This window comes from Flavobacterium sp. NRK F10 (assembly GCF_024054235.1).
Taxonomy (GTDB): domain Bacteria; phylum Bacteroidota; class Bacteroidia; order Flavobacteriales; family Flavobacteriaceae; genus Flavobacterium; species Flavobacterium sediminis.
In genome coordinates this window covers 1,368,911-1,389,012 of record NZ_JAMXLC010000001.1, presented here as the reverse complement: position 1 = coordinate 1,389,012, position 20,102 = coordinate 1,368,911, and the positions used below count along the sequence as shown (strand labels likewise).

19 protein-coding genes are annotated in these 20,102 nt (G+C 35.6%); 11 read left to right on the top strand and 8 right to left on the bottom strand.

What is annotated here, in order from left to right:
- Position 1 precedes the first annotated feature (1 nt).
- Together NHF50_RS06290 and NHF50_RS06285 are read left to right on the top strand one after the other, a co-directional pair.
- Positions 2-544 carry an RNA 2'-phosphotransferase gene (locus NHF50_RS06290; RefSeq protein ID WP_252775406.1) on the top strand — a complete coding sequence of 181 codons (543 nt, stop codon included), beginning with the start codon at positions 2-4 and terminating at the stop codon, positions 542-544.
- Between the two features lie 169 nt (positions 545-713).
- A complete protein-coding gene (locus NHF50_RS06285) occupies positions 714-2,162 on the top strand; it encodes a nicotinate phosphoribosyltransferase (RefSeq protein WP_252775405.1) in 1,449 nt (482 codons plus the stop codon).
- 38 nt (positions 2,163-2,200) lie between these two features.
- On the opposite strand, the gene nadD is transcribed toward NHF50_RS06285, so the two are convergent.
- From nadD to NHF50_RS06265, 4 genes are all read right to left on the bottom strand, one after another.
- The gene (gene nadD, locus NHF50_RS06280) at positions 2,201-2,782 is read right to left on the bottom strand and encodes a nicotinate (nicotinamide) nucleotide adenylyltransferase (protein WP_109568896.1); all 582 of its coding nucleotides are present in this window, start codon (positions 2,780-2,782) and stop codon (positions 2,201-2,203) included.
- A gap of 68 nt (positions 2,783-2,850) precedes the next feature.
- Positions 2,851-3,432: a guanylate kinase gene (gmk, locus tag NHF50_RS06275; RefSeq protein WP_109568895.1), complete on the bottom strand. Its 582-nt coding sequence runs from the start codon at positions 3,430-3,432 to the stop codon at positions 2,851-2,853.
- Positions 3,433-3,464: 32 nt separating this feature from the next.
- Positions 3,465-4,325, bottom strand: a complete 861-nt coding sequence (locus NHF50_RS06270) for a YicC/YloC family endoribonuclease (protein WP_109568894.1) — start codon at positions 4,323-4,325, stop codon at positions 3,465-3,467.
- Between the two features lie 252 nt (positions 4,326-4,577).
- On the bottom strand, positions 4,578-4,928 hold the full coding sequence (locus tag NHF50_RS06265; protein ID WP_109568893.1) for an arsenate reductase family protein: 351 nt from the start codon (positions 4,926-4,928) through the stop codon (positions 4,578-4,580).
- A gap of 98 nt (positions 4,929-5,026) precedes the next feature.
- Between NHF50_RS06265 and NHF50_RS06260 the strand changes: the two genes are divergently transcribed.
- From NHF50_RS06260 to NHF50_RS06250, 3 genes are read left to right on the top strand one after another with little or no spacing between them, the layout of a single operon-like run.
- On the top strand, positions 5,027-5,464 hold the full coding sequence (locus NHF50_RS06260) for a thioesterase family protein (RefSeq protein WP_252775404.1): 438 nt from the start codon (positions 5,027-5,029) through the stop codon (positions 5,462-5,464).
- 8 nt (positions 5,465-5,472) lie between these two features.
- On the top strand, positions 5,473-5,934 hold the full coding sequence (locus NHF50_RS06255) for a DinB family protein (protein ID WP_308219308.1): 462 nt from the start codon (positions 5,473-5,475) through the stop codon (positions 5,932-5,934).
- Positions 5,935-5,967: 33 nt separating this feature from the next.
- Positions 5,968-7,116 (top strand): cystathionine gamma-synthase, encoded by a 1,149-nt coding sequence (locus NHF50_RS06250; RefSeq protein WP_252775403.1) that lies wholly within the window; start codon positions 5,968-5,970, stop codon positions 7,114-7,116.
- A gap of 76 nt (positions 7,117-7,192) precedes the next feature.
- On the opposite strand, the gene NHF50_RS06245 is transcribed toward NHF50_RS06250, so the two are convergent.
- The gene (locus tag NHF50_RS06245; protein ID WP_109568889.1) at positions 7,193-7,972 is read right to left on the bottom strand and encodes a glutamate dehydrogenase; all 780 of its coding nucleotides are present in this window, start codon (positions 7,970-7,972) and stop codon (positions 7,193-7,195) included.
- Positions 7,973-8,196: 224 nt separating this feature from the next.
- On the opposite strand from NHF50_RS06245, the gene gdhA reads away from it, so the two are divergent.
- The 6 genes from gdhA to NHF50_RS06215 all read left to right on the top strand — a co-directional run bounded on the left by gdhA (position 8,197) and on the right by NHF50_RS06215 (position 17,422).
- Positions 8,197-9,546 carry an NADP-specific glutamate dehydrogenase gene (gene gdhA / locus NHF50_RS06240; protein WP_252775402.1) on the top strand — a complete coding sequence of 450 codons (1,350 nt, stop codon included), beginning with the start codon at positions 8,197-8,199 and terminating at the stop codon, positions 9,544-9,546.
- Between the two features lie 120 nt (positions 9,547-9,666).
- Positions 9,667-11,952 (top strand): T9SS type A sorting domain-containing protein, encoded by a 2,286-nt coding sequence (locus tag NHF50_RS06235; protein ID WP_252775401.1) that lies wholly within the window; start codon positions 9,667-9,669, stop codon positions 11,950-11,952.
- A gap of 11 nt (positions 11,953-11,963) precedes the next feature.
- Positions 11,964-12,674 (top strand): DNA repair protein RecO, encoded by a 711-nt coding sequence (gene recO, locus NHF50_RS06230; protein ID WP_109568886.1) that lies wholly within the window; start codon positions 11,964-11,966, stop codon positions 12,672-12,674.
- Positions 12,675-12,819: 145 nt separating this feature from the next.
- A complete protein-coding gene (gene ileS, locus NHF50_RS06225) occupies positions 12,820-16,221 on the top strand; it encodes an isoleucine--tRNA ligase (protein WP_252775400.1) in 3,402 nt (1,133 codons plus the stop codon).
- An 8-nt stretch (positions 16,222-16,229) separates the two neighbouring features.
- A complete protein-coding gene (locus tag NHF50_RS06220; RefSeq protein ID WP_109570624.1) occupies positions 16,230-16,610 on the top strand; it encodes a TraR/DksA C4-type zinc finger protein in 381 nt (126 codons plus the stop codon).
- Between the two features lie 209 nt (positions 16,611-16,819).
- The gene (locus tag NHF50_RS06215; RefSeq protein WP_252775399.1) at positions 16,820-17,422 is read left to right on the top strand and encodes a lipoprotein signal peptidase; all 603 of its coding nucleotides are present in this window, start codon (positions 16,820-16,822) and stop codon (positions 17,420-17,422) included.
- 170 nt (positions 17,423-17,592) lie between these two features.
- Here NHF50_RS06215 and NHF50_RS06210 read toward each other — a convergent pair whose 3' ends face one another.
- From NHF50_RS06210 to NHF50_RS06200, 3 genes are all read right to left on the bottom strand, one after another.
- Positions 17,593-18,204, bottom strand: coding sequence for a DUF6705 family protein (locus NHF50_RS06210; protein WP_252775398.1), 612 nt, complete (start codon positions 18,202-18,204; stop codon positions 17,593-17,595).
- Between the two features lie 31 nt (positions 18,205-18,235).
- Entirely contained in the window at positions 18,236-18,847 is a 612-nt protein-coding gene (locus tag NHF50_RS06205; protein ID WP_252775397.1) for a DUF6705 family protein, read from the bottom strand.
- A gap of 10 nt (positions 18,848-18,857) precedes the next feature.
- A partial coding sequence (locus tag NHF50_RS06200; RefSeq protein WP_252775396.1) for a hypothetical protein occupies positions 18,858-20,102 on the bottom strand: 1,245 nt, incomplete at its 5' end.

The window sequence follows — 20,102 nt, the reverse complement described above, 5'->3', positions numbered from 1 at the left end:
AATGAACGGGAAAGACGCAAAAGAGACCAGCAAATTCCTTAGCTTAATTCTAAGACACGCTCCACAAACAATACAATTGCAATTAGATGAAAACGGTTGGGCTAGTGTAAATGAGCTTATCACAAAAAGCAATCAGTTTGGTAAAGAATTGGACGAGGAAATACTAGATTATGTTGTTAAAAATAATGATAAAAAGAGATTTGTTTTTAATGAAGACAAGACAAAGATAAGAGCAAGTCAAGGACATTCTATTGAAGTAGAGTTAGATTTAAAAGAAGCTCATCCTGAACATTTTTTATACCATGGAACAGTGACAAAATTTCTGGAAGCTATTCAAAAAGAAGGTTTGCAAAAAATGAGTCGCCAACATGTGCATTTAAGTAGGGATAAAGAAACGGCTACTAAAGTCGGAAGCAGGAGAGGTAAGCCTATCATTTTAAGTATTGATGCACCAAAAATGATAGCAGACGGTTATTCTTTTTACCTTTCAGAAAATGGTGTTTGGCTTACAGAGCACGTACTTGTTGAATATATTAAATTTTAATGTAATGTTACAAATCAAATTAGTTTATAGAGGGAAGGTCAAAAACAAAAATCATTAAATTTTTGAGATACCCAAAAATTTCAATATAGGTTAAATGAAAAAGGACTGATCTGGGACTATTAAAAACGAAGTAAAAGGAAATAGTTTAATTATTATAAAAACAAAAAACATGAACCCCATATTATTAACAGACGGATACAAAGTCGACCACAGAAGACAGTATCCGATGGGAACCAGTTTAGTATATTCGAACTGGACACCAAGAAAATCAAGAATTCAAAATGTAGATGAAGTAGTCTTCTTCGGCTTACAGTATTTCATTAAAAAATATATTTTAGAAGATTTTCAAACCCATTTTTTCAGCAAACCGAAAGAAGAAGTTACTCAAAAGTACGCGCGTCGTATCAATAATTATTTAGGAGAAAATCAGGTTGGTGTAAAACACATCGAAGCATTACACGATCTGGGCTATATCCCGATGGTCTTCAAAGCATTGCCGGAGGGTGCCACTGTTCCGGTTCGTATACCTATGTTTACGATGTACAATACCTTGCCGGACTTTTTTTGGCTGACAAATTATTTTGAGACCTTATTGTCTGCTGTTGTTTGGTTGCCTTGTAATTCTGCTACTATAGCAAAACAGTACCGAAAAGTGTTAGACAAATATGCAGAAGAAACTTCCTCTGCTCCTGAATTTGTGGATTGGCAGGCACATGATTTTTCCATGAGAGGGATGGCAGGTATTGAAGCGGCAGTTAGTTCTGCAGCCGGACATTTATTGAGTTTTACCGGAACTGATACAATTCCCGCTATCGAGTTTTTGGAAGAATATTATAATGCAGATTCGGATGAGGAATTAATCGGAGGATCAGTTGCTGCTACAGAACATTCTGTAATGTGTATGGGGACGACAGAAGGGGAATACGACACTTTTAAACGGTTGATTTGCGAAGTTTATCCGAAAGGTATTGTCTCTATAGTTTCTGATACATGGAATTTATGGAAAGTACTGACGGATTATTTACCACGTTTGAAAGATGAAATAGTAAATCGTGAAGGAAAAGTAGTAATTCGTCCTGATAGTGGCGATCCTGTTCATATTTTATGCGGGAATCCGAACGGTAAGACGGATGAGGAAAGAAAAGGAGTAGTAGCATTACTTTGGGAAATATTCGGAGGAACAGTAAATGAAAAAGGCTATAAAGAGTTGATTCCGCAAATCGGAGCTATCTATGGTGATAGTATTACAATCGATAGAGCGACTCAAATATGTGAGATGCTGAAAGAGAAAGGATATGCTTCTACAAATGTAGTTCTGGGAATAGGGTCCTTTACTTATCAGTACAATACCCGGGATACTTTCGGTTTTGCCATGAAAGCCACCTATGGAGAGGTTAATGGCGAAGGAAGAGCTATTTTTAAAGATCCGATTACTGATGACGGGACTAAAAAATCGGCTAAAGGATTGATAAAAATTGAAAGGGAGAACGAAAAGTATAAACTGGTGGATGAGGTTTCTTGGGAAGAAGAGAGAACAGGAGAATTACAAGAAGTTTTCCGAGACGGAAAATTATTGATCAACCACTCTTTAAAAGATATCCGTAAAAGAATGCGATAGAATGTAAAAGGCTGAATAATTTCAGCCTTTTCTTTTTTTTATTTCTTGTAAAATAAATTGTGTGCTACATATTCCAATACACCCTGAGGAAGCATAGGTCTCACATTTTTGCCGTCTTTAATGCTTTTGCGGATAAATGTAGAAGAAAGTTCAATGACAGGAGCACCTACACGGTGTATTTTAGGATGATCGATAAATTGTTCATCAATCTCTCCCGAATTCACTCTCGGATAAACATATACCTCATGATGCTGTAAAATGACCTCATAATTCTTCCATTTATGTAACGAATTGAGATTGTCCTCTCCCATGATGAGACAAAATTCATGTTTAGGGAATTTTTCCTGTAAATGGGCTAAGGTATTAACCGTGTAATTCGGTTGAGGTAGTTTGAATTCAATATCGCTAGGCTGTATTTTTTCGTAAGCTTCTGTTGCTAGATGTACCATGTGTAAACGATGGTAATCGTCCAGCAACGTGTTTTTCTTCTTATGCGGATTATGAGGAGTTACCACCATCCAGATCTGATCTAAATCGGAATATTCGGCAAAATGATTAGCAATAATCACATGCCCGATATGTATAGGGTTAAACGTTCCGAAATATAATCCGATTTTCATGTTCTTAATTTTGAGTAACAGTTCAGCTTAGCCAAATTAGGGCATCGAGAATCATTAATAAATGCTGATTATTTAGAAATAAAATCTTTAACCAATTGATAAGATTCCTCTTTAGCAGTGTCTAGATCATAATTTTTAATAATTCTGTCAAATTGCGGAGCAGTAGCTAATTCAACGTGTGCTTTGGCAATCCGCATATTGATCTTATCCTCACTTTCGGTTGAGCGTTCTTTTAAACGGCGTTTTAGTTCGTCAACACTAGGAGGTTTGACGAAAACGGCCAAAGTTTCTTCCGGAAATTTGCGTTTTATACGCAGTCCTCCGGCTACATCAATATCAAAGATCACGTGTTTTCCTTTTGCCCAAATGCGCTCCACTTCTGTTTTTAAAGTTCCGTAGAAGTTATCGGTGTAAACCTCTTCCCATTCAACAAAATCCTCTGCTTTAATATGCTTCTTAAAATCTTCCCAGGAAATGAAATAATAATCTTTTCCATCTATTTCTTCACCACGAGGAGCGCGGGTAGTACAAGAAATGGAGAATTCTAAGTTTAAATCTTCTTTACCTAATAAATACCTGACAATTGTTGTTTTTCCGGAGCCTGAAGGAGCTGAGAAAACAATTAGTTTGCCTTTATGTGTTGAACTCATTTTAGTATCGTTGTGTTGTTTTTCTATTTTTCTTAAAGGACATTCAAAACCTGTTCTTTAATTTTTTCAAGTTCGTCTTTCATCATAACCACCAGTTTTTGCATTCCGGCATGATTGGATTTGGATCCCATCGTATTGATTTCACGTCCCATTTCCTGTGAGATGAATCCTAATTTTCTTCCATTAGCATCTTTACTATCCATAGTTTGAAGAAAATACTCTAAATGATTGCCTAAACGTACTTTTTCTTCTGTAATATCCAGTTTCTCAAGGTAATAAATCAATTCCTGTTCGAATCGGTTTTCATCGATTTCCGTTTTTAATTCAGAAATGGCATTTTGCAGACGATTCTTAACATTTTCAATGCGTTCTGCGTCCAATGCAACAACTTGTTCCATCAGGTTCTGAATATTTCCGATGCGCAATCTGAAGTCTTTTTCTAAGGAAGCTCCTTCAGAAGATCTGAACTGATTGATGTTGGTTAACGCTTCATGTACAATGGTTTCAATTTGTTTCCATTCATTTTCATCAATTTCCTCGCGTTCCGTTTTTAAGGCATCCGGCATTCTGACCGCCATCTTCATCAATTCAGTTAGGTCAGCACCTGGGATAACTTCTTGCATCTGGTGGATGTAACTTTTAACGATAGGGACATTTATTCTTGAAGTGGTTTCTTCCCCTGTGATCTCAATATAAAGTGAAAAATCTATTTTTCCTCTTTCAAGGCTTTGAGAAATAGTATTACGTAGTGAAAGTTCCATTTCTCTGTATGCAGCAGGCATTCTTACGTTTAAATCCAACCCTTTGCTATTCAGGGATTTTATTTCAACGGTAATTTTTTTGGTTGGCAATTGCAAATAAGCTTTGCCGAAACCGGTCATAGATTGTATCATATATATATTAAATAGTCTACAAAAGTAATTAATTGTGGTGGATAACCCAAAATATCAGGTAGTATCATTTATAAAAGTAAAAAGCCAGATTCGTTAGAATCTGACTTTTATATAACGCTTTATAATTATAGTAAGGATTTACAAAACCTTTTGAAAATGATCTCGATCTTCGGTTAAAAAGATACGGATGTTAAGCGAATTTAAGAAAAATTATCTTTTTTAAAAGAAAAATAGGTATAATTTTTGACGAATTTAATTAAAAAACGCAGCCAAGGCCTTTAAATTTTTCGGACTGTTACCAATAAATATCTGTTCGTCAATAATGATTACCGGTCGTGCTAAGAAAGTGTAATGTTCAAGAATGTAGCGTTTAAAATCATTTTCGGAAAGCTTTTCGTCTTTTAGTCCCATTTCTTTGTATAACTTAGCTCTTTTGCTGAATAAAGCTTCATAACTTTTAGAAAGTGAGTGCATGTCTTCTAATTGCTTAACTGTTATAGGCTGTTCTTTGATGTCCTGAAGTTCAAAAGAATCTAAATTAGGGATCGATTGTAAAATTCTTTTACAAGTGTCACAAGTCTTTAAGTAATAAATTTTACGCATAGGATTGAAGTTTTTGCAAAAATAAGCTTTTCGTTAAAATAAACGTTATTTCAATTCAGACAAAAAAATCTGATTACATTTGATAAACTTTAAGAAGAATGAGTGTTTTTACAAAAGAAATTTCGATTCGCTGGTCAGATTTAGATCCTAATTTTCATTTACGGCATAGTGCTTACTATGACTTCGGAGCTCAGCATCGTATAGAGATTTTAGACAGTCAGGGATTGACTTTACGAGTGATGCAAAAGGAACATTTTGGTCCTGTTCTTTTTCGGGAAGAGTGTATTTTCAGGAAAGAAATTCACTTAGGAAATCGTATAACTATAAGTACTAAGATCGGAAAAATGAAACCCGATGCTTCCCGTTGGACTATTGTACATGAATTAAAGAATGAAAAAGAGGAATTGTGTGCAGTGATATCAGTCGAAGGAGCATGGCTCGATACGAAGTTACGTAAATTAGCTAACCCTGTTCCGGAAATTGTACAGAAAGTAATGAATACATTTCCGAAAGCAGACGATTTTATAATGTTATAAATAAAAATATGATGGAAACAACGTTTAGAATTAATCAAACCAGTAGAAACTTTTCAGAAAGTTTTTTAAAAAATTTAAGCTTAGACCAACTTAATAAAATTCCGGACAATTTTAAAAATAATATTATCTGGAATATAGGGCATATTATAGTAACACAGCAACTTTTAGTTTATAAATTATCGGGACTTCCAATGAAGATTTCGGATGAGTTGATTGCTAAATATCAAAAAGGGACAAAACCGGAAAAGCCGGCTTCTCAGGAAGAAGTCGATGAAATAAGGTCTTTATTGTTTTCAACGATTGAAAAAACAAAAGAAGATTATGAAAATGGTGTGTTTAAAAATTTTATGCAATATACTACTCAAACCGGAAACTTTGATATACACAATGTTGAAGATGCCTTAGAGTTTAATAATTATCATGAAGCATTACATGTTGGTGTTATGTTACAACTTAAAAAGTTTGTATAATTAGCTAACTTTGTACCCTAAAATTTTGAAAATATGAAATTCAACACAAAAGCGATACATGGTGGACAACATCATGAAAAGGTTACAGGCTCAGTAATGCCGCCTGTTTTTCAAACATCAACATTTGCACAGGTTTCTCCGGGCAAACCGGTTGGGGAATATGAATACAGTAGAGCCGCAAATCCAACCAGAACAGCGTTAGAAGAAGCTTTGGCAAGTATTGAGAACGGAACGAAAGGTTTGGCTTTTTCTTCCGGTTTGGCAGCTACTGATTCGGTTTTAAAATTGTTAAAACCCGGAGATGAAGTAATAGCGATGGATGATCTATATGGCGGAACGTATAGAATGTTCAGCCGTATCTATAGCGAATTCGGGATCAAGTTTCACTTTGTAGATATGACGAATTTGGAAGCTTTAGAGTCTTTAATAAACGAGAATACAAAATTAGTGTGGGTTGAAACACCAACGAATCCGTTAATGAAGTTGGCAGATATTGAGGAAATAGCTAAGATTACTAAAAAATATCCTAATGTATTATTTGCGGTAGATAACACCTTTGCTACGCCGTATTTACAACGTCCTTTAGATCTTGGTGCGGATATTGTGATGCATTCCGCAACAAAATATTTGGGAGGACATTCAGATGTCATTGCGGGAGCTCTTGTAGTAAAAGATAAAGAGTTAGGCGAAAAATTACATTTTGCACAATTTGCAACTGGAGGAACTTTAGGGCCTATGGATAGTTATTTAGTATTAAGAGGTATTAAGACATTGCATTTGCGTGTGCAACGCCATTGTGAAAACGGACAAAAAGTAGCAGAGTATTTGAATGCTCATCCTGCTGTTGCAAGAGTGTATTATCCGGGTTTAGAATCTCACCCGAACCATGCCATTGCAGCAAAACAAATGAAAGGTGGCTTTGGCGGAATGGTAAGTTTTACCTTTGTTTCCGGAAAAAAAGAAGATGCGATCCATTTTCTTGAAAAAGTAAAGGTTTTTACACTTGCAGAGTCATTAGGGGGAGTAGAGTCGTTAGCTAATCATCCGGCGTTAATGACACACGCTTCAATTCCGGCAGATAAAAGAGCTGAGGTTGGAATTACAGATGATATGGTTCGTCTAAGTGTCGGAGTAGAAGATATCGAGGATTTATTGAAAGATTTAGAACAAGCTTTAAGATAAAGAAAAATAATATCATAAAAAATGCCTTGATTTCTCAAGGCATTTTTTATTTATGTAAAGTCAATTTTTTATCTTTTTAATCTAAGTAATAAATGTATCCGAAATTAAGCCACAAGTTCCAGTCGTTAGATTTATTCTCACTGTAGATATCCGGATCTTTTCGTAAACCGTCAACCCAGTCAGAGAAGTAGTATTGCCAACGTAACTCAACAAATAAATCGGATAACTCAGTTAATTTGTAACGAGTACCTACAGATGATACAACAGACCAAGTTGTTCCTCCTTCAGTTGACCAGCCATCCGGTAAATAATCAGGATAGGTAGTTAACGGAGAACCTAAAGGGCCTAGTTCAGAATACGTGTTGTTTTGGAAAATAGAGAAATGAGCACCTAAAGCAACGAATGGAGCCCATGAACCTTCAGTAGCTGTAAACTCTCTGATGCTCAAAGGAAAATATTCTAATTGCATACCGATATCGGTTACTTTCGCTTCACCTTTCATAGCCGCCAATTGCGTTCCGAAAATACTGTTTTTATCAGCCCATTTACCAAAGTGTTCTAACTTAGTGCTGTTGTAAGATAACTCCGAACGAAGTTTAAAGTGGTCATTAAAATAAGTGTCCGGTGTGTAACAGTTACATTCAGCACGATAAGAAAAGTTCATATAATGAACTAATCCGATTGCAAAACCGGTATTACCGGCATTTGTCTTAAAGTCGTGACGAACCCCAAAGTCAGACTGAAAAGCCACTCCTCCAACGAATGCTCCAATCTCATGTGAAAAACCAAACTGGGCTTGAATGGTAAGGGGAGCCAAAAATAACAATAACAGTAGGTGTTTTATTTTTTTAGTCATCACTAAAAGTTTTCTATTATCTGACAAATATATAAAAACAATGCACACTTCAAAAAAAAATATTAAAATTCTCTTTAAAAAATATTAAAAAAAAACTGAGTATCAGGGTAATTAGCAATTTGATAAAATTTTGCCAAAAAAATAACTACTTTTATAATTAGATGTATATTTGTTGGACAAAAACAAACTGTGATTTATTATAAAAACTAAACCAAAAAAGAGTGATGAAAGAAAGTGTAAAATCTTTTGTTGAAACGGTTGCTAAGCGTAATGCAAACGAACCTGAATTTTTGCAAGCAGTGCAAGAAGTTGCAGAAACTGTAATTCCATTTATTGAGGCTAATCCTAAATACCAAGGCAAAATGCTGTTGGAGCGTATGGTGGAGCCGGAAAGAGTGGTTATGTTTAGAGTAGCATGGGTTGATGATGCAGGGCAAACACAAGTAAACAGAGGATACAGAATTCAGATGAATTCAGCTATTGGACCATACAAAGGAGGGCTTCGTTTTCACCCTTCGGTAAATTTAAGCATTCTTAAATTTCTAGCTTTTGAACAAGTGTTCAAAAATTCATTAACAACTTTACCAATGGGCGGTGGTAAAGGAGGATCAGATTTTGATCCGAAAGGCAAATCAGATAATGAAATTATGAAATTTTGCCAAGCTTTTATGACTGAGTTAAGCCGTCATATCGGAGCAGATACAGATGTGCCTGCCGGAGATATAGGTGTCGGAGGACGTGAAGTAGGATATATGTTCGGGCAATATAAAAAATTACGTAACGAGTTTACAGGAGTTCTGACCGGAAAAGGAATCACTTTCGGAGGGTCGTTAATCCGTCCGGAAGCAACAGGCTACGGAGCTGTTTATTTTGCTGAAGAAATGCTTAAAAGAAAAGGAGATACGATTCATGGTAAAATCGTAGCGGTTTCCGGTTCTGGAAATGTGGCACAATTTGCAATAGAAAAAGTACTGCAAATGGGAGGAAAAGTAGTCACAGCTTCTGATTCTTCAGGATATATTTATGCACCTAACGGTATCCATACTGAGAAGTTAGATTTCTTAAAGGAACTTAAAAATGAAAGAAGAGGTAGAATTGAGGAAATGGCAGATAAATTTGAAGATGTACAGTTTTTTCCTAATGAAAGAGCATGGAATGTACCGGTTGAAGTTCATGTAGCCTTACCTTGTGCAACCCAAAATGAGCTAAACGGAGAAGAAGCAAAAGCATTAGTAGCTAACGGATGTATCTGTGTGGCAGAGGGAGCAAATATGCCATCAACTCCGGAAGCAATTGAAGTGTTCCATACTGCGAAGATATTATTCTCTCCGGGTAAAGCATCTAATGCCGGTGGTGTAGCGACATCAGGGCTTGAAATGTCTCAAAATTCATTGCGTTTAAGCTGGACAAGAGAAGAAGTAGACGAAAGATTAAAAGCTATTATGGCAGATATACATGAAGCTTGTGTAAAATACGGAAAACAAGAAGACGGTTTTGTAGATTATGTAAAAGGAGCTAACATTGCCGGATTCGTTAAAGTTGCTGACGCTATGTTAGCACAAGGAGTTGTATAGTTTTCTTAAAGAAAACTGATAATATATAAAAGGTTCTCGATAGAGAACCTTTTTTTATGTTTTATATACCGAAATTATTATTCCTTCGTTTATACTATATTTGTAAAAAGTAGTTGAAAAATGAAAAATATCTTTTTTGCCTTTGCACTATTAATTTCCGTTACGGTTTCTTTTTCACAGAACAATCAGTTGTGGAAAGGATATTTTTCTTATAATGAAATTGTTGATGTGGCTTCTGCTACAAATAAAATATATGCGACCACTGAAGTTTCGGCTTTTTATAAAGATCTCCTACTATCAAACGTTGAGCAGATAAATTCTGTCAATGGATTTAAACCTGAAGATATCACGACAATCTATTACTCTGATAGTTTTAAAAAGTTTATTGCAGGAAACTCAAACGGTTTGTTGCTGATCGTTAACAATGATGGGACAGTTGTAACGAAGGTCGATATAATAGAGGAAGTTCCGGTAGCGCCTAATGTTAAAAGAGTGAACAGCTTTTACGAATACGACGGTAAATTATATATTTCATGTGATTACGGAATTTCAGTACTCAATCTGGCAACCAATGAATTTGTTTCCACCTATTTTATCGGTACTTCAGGAGAAGAAACCAAAGTATACCAGACAACCGTTTACAATAATGAGTTGTATGCGGCAACACAGGAATTCGGAATACGAAAAGCAACAGTAACCAATCCCTTTATTTATGACTTTTCACAATGGCAAACTTTTGATACAGGCTATTGGAATGGCATAGCAACATTTAACAATCAATTGGTGGCTATGAATACAAATTCCAGAACCTATAGATATAATGGAAGTAGCTTTGTAGAAATACTCAATCATAATCAGGCAGGATTAACTTTAAAAGTAAACGAGGGATATTTGACCGTCACGACTCAAAATAATGTCTATGTTTTAGACGATTCGTTTTTGCAAGTAGCACATGTTACAAACATTCCTGACTATTCAGTGATTTTTACAGCGGCAACAGTTGTAAACGATCATGTTTTTATAGGAACAGCGACAAACGGGCTTTTTTCGGCTTCTTTGTCTAATCTTTTTTCGTTTGAGAACTTATCACCGGACGGGCCGGTAAGAAACTATATTTTTCGACTAAAAAAAGCACCAAATTATCTTTGGGCAGTTTACGGAGATTACACCCGATTATATAACCCTTATCCGTTAGATGAATTCGGTGTAAGCAAATATTCCGGAGAGGACGGCTGGGAGTTACTACCATACGATGATGTTTATCAGGCAAAATCGTTAAGCGATATCATTTTAAACCCGAACAATGCAAATGAGGTTTACATCGCGTCATATTTCTCGGGACTATTAAAAATTAACGGCGATAACATTACACTGTATAACGATCAGAATACAGGGTCAAACGGATTAGAATCACTTGTGTTAAGCGGGAATCCTAATTATGTAGACATCAGGATCAATAGTTTAGCCTTTGACAGAGAAGGAAATTTATGGATGAGCAATGCCTTTGTCGACAGAGGACTCAAAGTGTTGAGAGCCGGTGGACAATGGCAGTCATATAATTTGTCAAATGTATTGACAAATATTGCTACCGGTCGTTACGGAAGTATGGCGATAGATAATAATTTAACCAAATGGCTTCCTACGTTGAATGATGGTTTGCTGGCTTATAATGAAATACTCAATAAATATATTGTTTTAGATACGGAAACAGCAAATTTACCGGATAACGATGTTAGAAAGGTCGTGATTGATAATAATAACCAGCTGTGGATCATTACGTATAGAGGATTAAGGATTTTGTACAATGTCAGTACATTTTTGCAGCAAGAAGAACTGACCACTAATAATATCGTGATACAAGAAGGAGATCTGGCACAAGAACTTTTTTATCAGCAATCATTAATCGATATCGAGGTAGACGGAGCCAATAGAAAATGGATTTCTGTAGCTGACGGAGGAGTGTTCTTGGTGTCTTCAAACGGACAACAAACCATATATCAGTTTAATAAGAACAATTCGCCATTGCCAAGTAATAATGTAAATGATATTGAAATTGACGGAGTTACCGGTGAGATATTTTTCGCAACCGATAAAGGAATGGTATCCTTTTTAGGGACATCTACTAAACCAAGTGACGATCTGGAAAATGTATATGTTTACCCTAATCCGGTGCGACCTAATTATGTAGGAACTATAAAAATAGCCGGTTTGACCGATAAAGCAAATGTAAAAATAACTGATATAGAAGGAAATCTGGTTTTTGAAACTACTTCTGCCGGAGGAACAATAGAGTGGGACGGAACAGCCTTCGGGAAACACAGAGTAGCATCGGGAGTATACATGATTTTTGTAGCAACCGAAGACGGAATGGATACTACAGTTAAAAAAGTAATGATCATCAGGTAGTTAGTTGTTGTATGCTGGTCAAAACGAAAGCAATAGTTATCTCATCCCTAAAGTATCAGGAAAAAAGCTTAATTGTAAAATGCCTGACGGTTTCCGATGGCTTGAAATCGTATTTCATAGCCAACGCTTTCACCGGAAAGAAAAACCAGCAAAAAAGCTCATTTTTCCAGCCTTTGACTATCTTAGGAATAGAAGCCTATCATAAAAACAAAGGAACACTGGAGCGATTTAAAGAAATTCAGATAGAAACACCGTACCAAACGATCCATCAGGATATTTATAAAACGACCATCACACTTTTTCTTTCAGACATGCTGCACCATGCGCTGAAAGAAGACGGAAAAAATGAAACCTTATTTACGTTTTTAGAAACAGCCTTAACATGGCTTGATTCGCATGATGAAGTCTCTAATTTCCATTTGATCACCTTGCTGCAATTAACGCGCTATTTAGGATTTTATCCGCAATCAGACGTTGATTTACCTTTTTTCGAAATGACAGAAGGCATTTTTGTGCCTTTCCAGTCCCTTACCTGCTTGTCAGAAGAAGAAACCAAACTCTTTAAAACACTGCTTCAGCTGAGATTTTCAGACGATCAAAAAGTATTTTCAGGAAGTCAAAGACAAAAGTTACTTAAAATGATCGTAGACTATTACAGTTTTAATATCGAAGGCTTCCGGAAACCCAAATCTTTAGAAGTTCTAAAAGAAGTTTTCGGATAACATTTAAAGAAACAAACTTTTTAAATTTTTAAAAAAGACTTAAAATTTCCTGTTTTCAGATAAAAATCAGCTCTCTTTAGCCTATTTTTTGTTCTCTTTTATTAAAAATCCTTACTTTCGCAAATCGATTTAAGCAAACGACAAAATGAGTACAAAATTTACTGAATACAAAGGACTTGACTTGCCTAATCTGGCAACGGAAGTCTTAGATTTTTGGAAACAAAACGATATCTTTCAAAAAAGTGTGACGTCACGCGAGGGAAATCCGCATTATGTGTTTTTCGAAGGACCGCCATCCGCAAACGGATTGCCGGGAATACACCACGTAATGGCACGCTCTATTAAAGATATTTTCTGTCGTTACAAAACACAAAAAGGATTCCAGGTTAAACGTAAAGCAGGTTGGGATACCCACGGACTTCCGGTAGAATTAGGAACCGAAAAAGAATTGGGTATAACCAAAGAAGATATCGGAACAAAAATATCAGTAACCGAATACAACGAAGCCTGTAAACGTACAGTGATGCGTTATACAGATGTTTGGAACGATTTGACCGAAAAAATGGGCTATTGGGTAGATATGAAAGATCCGTATGTGACCTATAAACCCAAATATATGGAAAGCGTTTGGTGGTTGCTAAAACAGATTTATGATAAAAACCTATTGTATAAAGGATATACCATTCAGCCGTATTCGCCAAAAGCCGGAACCGGATTGTCTTCGCATGAAGTAAACCAACCGGGAACGTATCGTGATGTAAGTGATACAACAGTTGTCGCTCAGTTTAAAGCAAAAGAAGAAACATTGCCAAGCTTTTTACAAGGTTTTGGAGTTGTTCATTTCTTAGCATGGACAACTACGCCTTGGACGTTGCCAAGTAATACAGCATTAACCGTTGGACCAAAAATTGATTATGTTTTAGTAAAAACCTTCAATCAATATACTTTTGAGCCAATCAATGTAGTTTTAGCGAAACCATTAGTTGGAAAACAATTCGGAGGAAAATTCTTTGTGGCTGAAAGTGAGGAAAATTTTGCAAGCTATAAGCCGGAAGACAAAAAAATACCTTATCAAATTATTGCTGAAGCTAAAGGTGCTGATCTGGTTGGTATCAAATACGAACAATTATTACCTTATGCTTTACCATACCAAAATCCTGAAAATGCGTTCCGCGTAATTTCTGGTGATTTTGTTACTACAGAAGATGGTACAGGTATTGTTCACACGGCGCCAACTTTTGGTGCAGATGATGCTAAAGTAGCCAAAGAAGCTACTCCGGAAGTGCCGCCAATGTTGGTTTTAGACGAAAATGGCAACCCCGTTCCGCTAGTTAACTTACAAGGTAAGTTTGTAGCTGGGTTAGGGGATCTGTCCGGTAAATATGTAAAAAACGAATATTATATTGATGGTGAAGCTCCTGAGAAGTCAGTTGATGTTGAAATAGCGATTCGTTTAAAAGAAGAAAATAAAGCGTTCAAAGTTGAAAAATACGTACACAGTTATCCGCATTGCTGGAGAACCGATAAACCTATTTTATATTATCCGTTAGATTCTTGGTTCATTAAAGTAACTGAGGTAAAAGACAGAATGTTCGAATTGAACGAAACGATCAATTGGAAGCCTAAGGCAACCGGAGAAGGACGTTTCGGAAACTGGTTGAAAAATGCAAACGACTGGAACTTATCACGCTCTCGTTATTGGGGAATTCCGTTACCGATCTGGAGAACGGAAGATAAAACAGAAGAAGTTTGTATCGGTTCGGTAGAAGAATTGTTCAATGCTATTGAAAAAGCGGTTGAAGCCGGTTTCATGACCGAGAATCCATATAAAGGATTTGAAATCGGAAATATGGAGGAAACCAATTATGATCTTGTGGATCTGCATAAAAATGTGGTTGATAATATTGTGTTAGTTTCACCTTCAGGAAAACCAATGAAGCGTGAATCTGATCTGATCGATGTTTGGTTTGATTCCGGTTCTATGCCTTATGCACAATGGCACTATCCTTTTGAAAATAAAGAGTATATAGACAAGCACGAAACCTATCCGGCTGATTTTATTGCAGAAGGTGTCGATCAAACTCGTGGATGGTTCTATACGTTACACGCTATCGGAACGTTGGTTTTTGACAGTGTAGCCTATAAAAATGTGGTGTCAAATGGTTTAGTGTTAGACAAAAACGGACAAAAGATGTCGAAGCGTTTAGGAAATGCGATCGATCCGTTCACTACTTTAGCCGAATACGGACCGGATGCTACACGTTGGTATATGATCTCCAATGCTAACCCGTGGGATAATTTAAAATTTGATCTGGAGGGCGTAGGAGAAGTACGTCGTAAGTTCTTCGGAACCCTGTATAATACCTATTCATTCTTTGCGTTATATGCTAATATCGATGGGTTTAAATATGCTGAGGCAGAAGTACCGTTAGAAGAAAGACCGGAAATCGATCGTTGGATCTTATCAGAGTTACACACGTTGATCCGATTTGTAGATGAATGTTATGCGGATTACGAGCCTACAAAAGCCACTCGAGCTATTTCTGACTTCGTTCAGGAGAATTTGAGTAACTGGTACGTTCGTTTATGTCGTCGTCGTTTCTGGAAAGGTGAATATGCACAGGATAAAATAGCAGCATACCAAACGCTATATACATGTTTAGTAACGGTAGCGAAGCTTTCAGCTCCGGTGGCTCCGTTCTTTATGGATAAACTTTACAGAGACTTAACTTTAACGACACAAACTGAAGCTTTTGAAAGTGTACATTTGGCGGAATTTCCGAAATATGTTGAAAAGTTTGTTGATAAATCTTTGGAAAGCAGAATGTTGAAAGCGCAAACTGTTTCGTCGTTAGTTTTGTCATTGCGTAAAAAAGAGATGATAAAAGTACGTCAGCCGTTGAAAAGGGTTATGATTCCTGTGCTTGACGCTGCTTTTAAAGCTGAAATTGAAGCTGTTTCAGACTTGATTAAAGCGGAGGTAAACGTTAAGGAAGTGGAATTAATGGATGATGCTTCAGGGGTTTTAGTAAAACAGATAAAACCTAATTTTAAAGCACTCGGACCACGTTTCGGTAAAGATATGGGGTTGATTTCCAAAGAAATACAGAATTTTTCTCAGGAGCAGATCAATACATTAGAGCGACAAGGTGAAATAACGCTTGACATTTCAGGAAAAAGTATTAACTTAACAACCGAAGATGTAGAGATTTCGTCACAAGATATTCCGGGATGGTTAGTAGCCAATGCAAATGGTATCACAGTAGCACTTGACATCACTATTACGGATGCTCTGCGCAATGAGGGTATAGCAAGAGAGCTGGTGAACAGAATTCAAAATATCAGAAAAGATTCTGGTTTTGAAGTTACCGATAAGATTAAAGTTCAATTGCTAAAAAACGATCAGATTGAACAAGCTGTTAAAGCAAATGAAGGTTACATCAAGTCCGAAACTTTAACAAACGAACTTGTTTTTGTGGGCCAAATAGAAAATGGTACGGAAATTGAGTTTGATGATTTGAAAACAATAGTATTAATTTCTAAATGATCGAAATTATGGTAGACGAGAAAGTAAGATATTCCGATGCTGAACTTGCGGAATTTAAGGAGTTGATTTTAGCCAAAATCGAAAAAGCGAAAGCAGATTTAGATTTGATTAAGAGTGCTTACATGAATGATTTGAATAACGGAACAGACGATACGTCTCCTACATTCAAAGCATTTGAAGAAGGAAGCGAAACCATGTCTAAAGAAGCCAATTCTCAGTTAGCCATACGTCAGGAAAAGTTTATCCGCGATTTAAAGAATGCCTTGATTCGAATTGAGAACAAGACTTATGGTGTTTGTAAAGTAACAGGGAAATTAATTGGTAAGGAGCGTTTGAAAATTGTTCCTCATGCCACTATGAGTATCGAAGCAAAAAATTTGCAACGATAAAATACAAACAAATTCCCGATTTAGGGGAAAGATTCCAGACTCCCAATGACTTAACCGAGGTTGAGCAGGAAGAGTTTGGAATTTTTTTTAGTAAATAGAAAAGTTAAAATTAGGCTAAAATAAGTGGTTAATTCAATAAAATTACTTTTTTTCGTTTTTAAAATAGGAATGTAGAAATTTCAGTACTTTTGCAGCTCAAATTCAAGAATATGTCATTAAAGAAAGCTTATATTTTAGTTTTTTTAGTCCTTATAATCGATCAAGTATCCAAAATATATATCAAGACCCATTTTTATTTAGGAGAATCCGTTAAAGTATTAGGTTGGGAATGGTTCCAGATTCATTTTATTGAGAATGAAGGAATGGCTTGGGGAGCCGTAATTCCCGGAGATTACGGAAAGTTGGCATTAACAGTTTTTCGTATAATAGCCGTTTTTGGTATCGGTTGGTGGTTATGGGATTCTGTGAAAAAGAAAGCTTCAAATTACTTAGTTGTCGCTATTGCATTGATCTTGGCAGGAGCTGTAGGAAACATCATTGATTCTGTTTTTTACGGTGTCATTTTTAACGATAGTTACCATCAGGTAGCAACACTGTTTTCTGAAGATCCTTACGGTAAATGGTTTTACGGAGAAGTGGTAGACATGTTCTATTTTCCTATTTGGGAAGGCAATTTGCCGGAATGGTTGCCCATCTGGGGCGGTAAATATTTTACATTTTTCAATGCTATTTTCAACGTAGCAGATATTGCTATTTCTGTGGGCGTTGGAATTTTGATCGTTTTTAACAAAAGAGCTTTTGGAGGAAAATAAATTAAACAGTAGTGTTTTTTACTAAAATACCCCTTATTTAAAGGGGTATTTTAATAAATATGAATAAGTTTCTACAGTATGTACCCAATTAGGTATTTACATCAATAAGTGTTAGTTGTTGAAAAATAATTATTATTCAGTAAGTCAATTAAAAATATAGTCTTGATGAATTATTGCTTAATAAGGGTTAACTCTGTAAATGGGAGAACAAAATCCAAGCTTAGATTAGGGTTGTCAGAAAAGCTACGTGAAATATTTGCAATTTTTATTTTTATAATTTCTTGCCCTGCCAGATCAGTAGTTCCTCTTAAAATTAAAAACGCATATCTTTGAGATAAATCATCATTAATTGTGAGCAATAATCTAATTTCATTAGGGATACAATCGTCACATTTAGCTCTTCTATAATTGTTGTCATTTATCAATACATTACCTACAATATTGTGCCTGTTCGGGTTTGAATAGTTTAGAGTTAACTCATTAAGAGTATTCGCTTTTTCTACCCCGTTTTCAATATATTGGTATTCCCCGATGATAATATCTTCATAATAACGTCCGTTAAACTGCAATGTTTTTTTTACCAACACTACTTTAAAACTGGTATTAGTAGTAATGTCAGAATAAATATAAGTTCCCTCAAAAGGATCCAATAAGTTGTTTACATCTTTATAATAAGCATTAGCTGTAGAAAAGCCATCATTGTTCAGTAAGTCAATTACAGGAGTCTGGCTAAAACTATAAGTTGAAATAAAAAAAACGAATATTAAAATATATCTTTTCATAAAATTAAGATACTGATAGTGTTTTGATGAATTATTGCTTAATAAGGGTTAACTCTGTAAATGGGAGAACAAAATCCAAGCTTAGATTAGGGTTGTCGGAAAAGCTATGTGAAATATTTACAATTTTTATTTTTATAATTTCTTGCCCTGCCAGATCAGTAGCTCTTCTTAAAATTAAATATGCAAATCTTTGGGATAAATCATCATTAATTGTGAGCATCAATCTAATTTCATTGGAAATACAATCAAAACATCTCCAATACCTAAAGTTGTTATTGTTAATTAAGATATTCCCAACAATATTGTATTTGTTATAATTACTATAATTTTGATTTAACTCGTCTATGGTGCTCACCTTTTCTACTCCGTTTTCAATATATTGGTATTCCCCGATGATAACATCTTCATAATAACGTCCGTTAAACTGCAATGTTTTTTTTACCAACACTACTTTAAAACTGGTATTAGTAGTAATGTCAGAATAAATATAAGTTCCCACAAAAGGATCCAATAAGTTGTTCACATCTTTATAATAAGCATTAGGAATTGCTGATCCGTCATCGTCTAATAAATCGATTATAGGAGTTTGGCAAAAAATAAATGATGGAAATGATAAAGCTATAATTAAAATGATTTTTTTCATAAAGTTAAATTTAGTTACAAGGAGTATCTTGTACGTTATTAGTTGATTGATTTAAGTCTAATCTGGTCCATGAGGTTAGACCTGCATTAGCTCTGTATAACGAGACATTTGTGTTTAACATTTGTTCTAAAAATGCTTTTTCATAATTTTTTGTATTTAACTCTTCTTTTTTAAATTTTTTCTTTAGCTCTTTATCAAAATCAGCTGCAATTTGTTGTTTGGACATTCCATTATTAAAAGGGTTATTTAAAACCATATCTATAATATTTGCAGTAGCGTTATTAAACACAATTGCATACGTTTGAGGGGTATTGTTATCATCTAAACAAGTGAGCAAAAAGCTTGCCATACCTTGATTATGTGAATCTAAATTAGAATGCAATGTATACAGTACAAAAACATCAGACCAAGAAAACATAGGGAAAGTATCTGTAGGATGTGTATGAATTGCAGAAAAGATGTTAGCAATAATTGAGGCATCAGGTATTCCTATAACATTTGTAATGGTAGGCGGAATAATTGAAGCGTTCAATCGGTTTGCATTATCTTTTAAAAAATAAGCCCCTTTTTCTCCATGTGGATTATTAGGAATATCTGTTTGCAGGTGGTTATCAACTATATTTTTTAATCCGGGTCTCGGAGTAGTGAATAATATATTTAAAATACAACATGGATCACTGTTGCAATCAACCGGAGGGGATGATGGACTTCCTGATATAGGTGAAGTATTGACGGAACCACTACCTCCGTTACTACCGGAATAAGTAGAATTGTCAGTATTTGTCGTCGTTGTAGTTCCCGAATCTCCGGTACCTCCCCCGCCCTCGACATAAACCATGGTACAACTGGCTCCTTGGTAGATCCAGCCGTATTCATATAAAGGACCTCCCGTTAAGTCTCCTTCATGGTATTCAACAACACCCCACACATAGTTATCTGTACAAACATATTCGTAATGAGGCGCTTCCATTTTAGCATCCGGATTGGTATAAAGTGCCGGATCTAAATCGAGTAAATAGAATCTTTCATTAAGTTGCTGTACTTCGCTTAATGACATGTTTTTCATGGAATCTATGGGAACGCCGTAATCTACCAATATAGCTACTGTGCTTACAGAATCGATCTTAATCACTAAGTTTTCAGAAGTGTAATTTTGGCTGTCACGAATAACCGGAAAAGTATAGGTCTGTGACAAACCGTCGTCTATGAAAACAGCAAAATCTGTATTGATCGTAAAGTCATAAATGGTATCGTG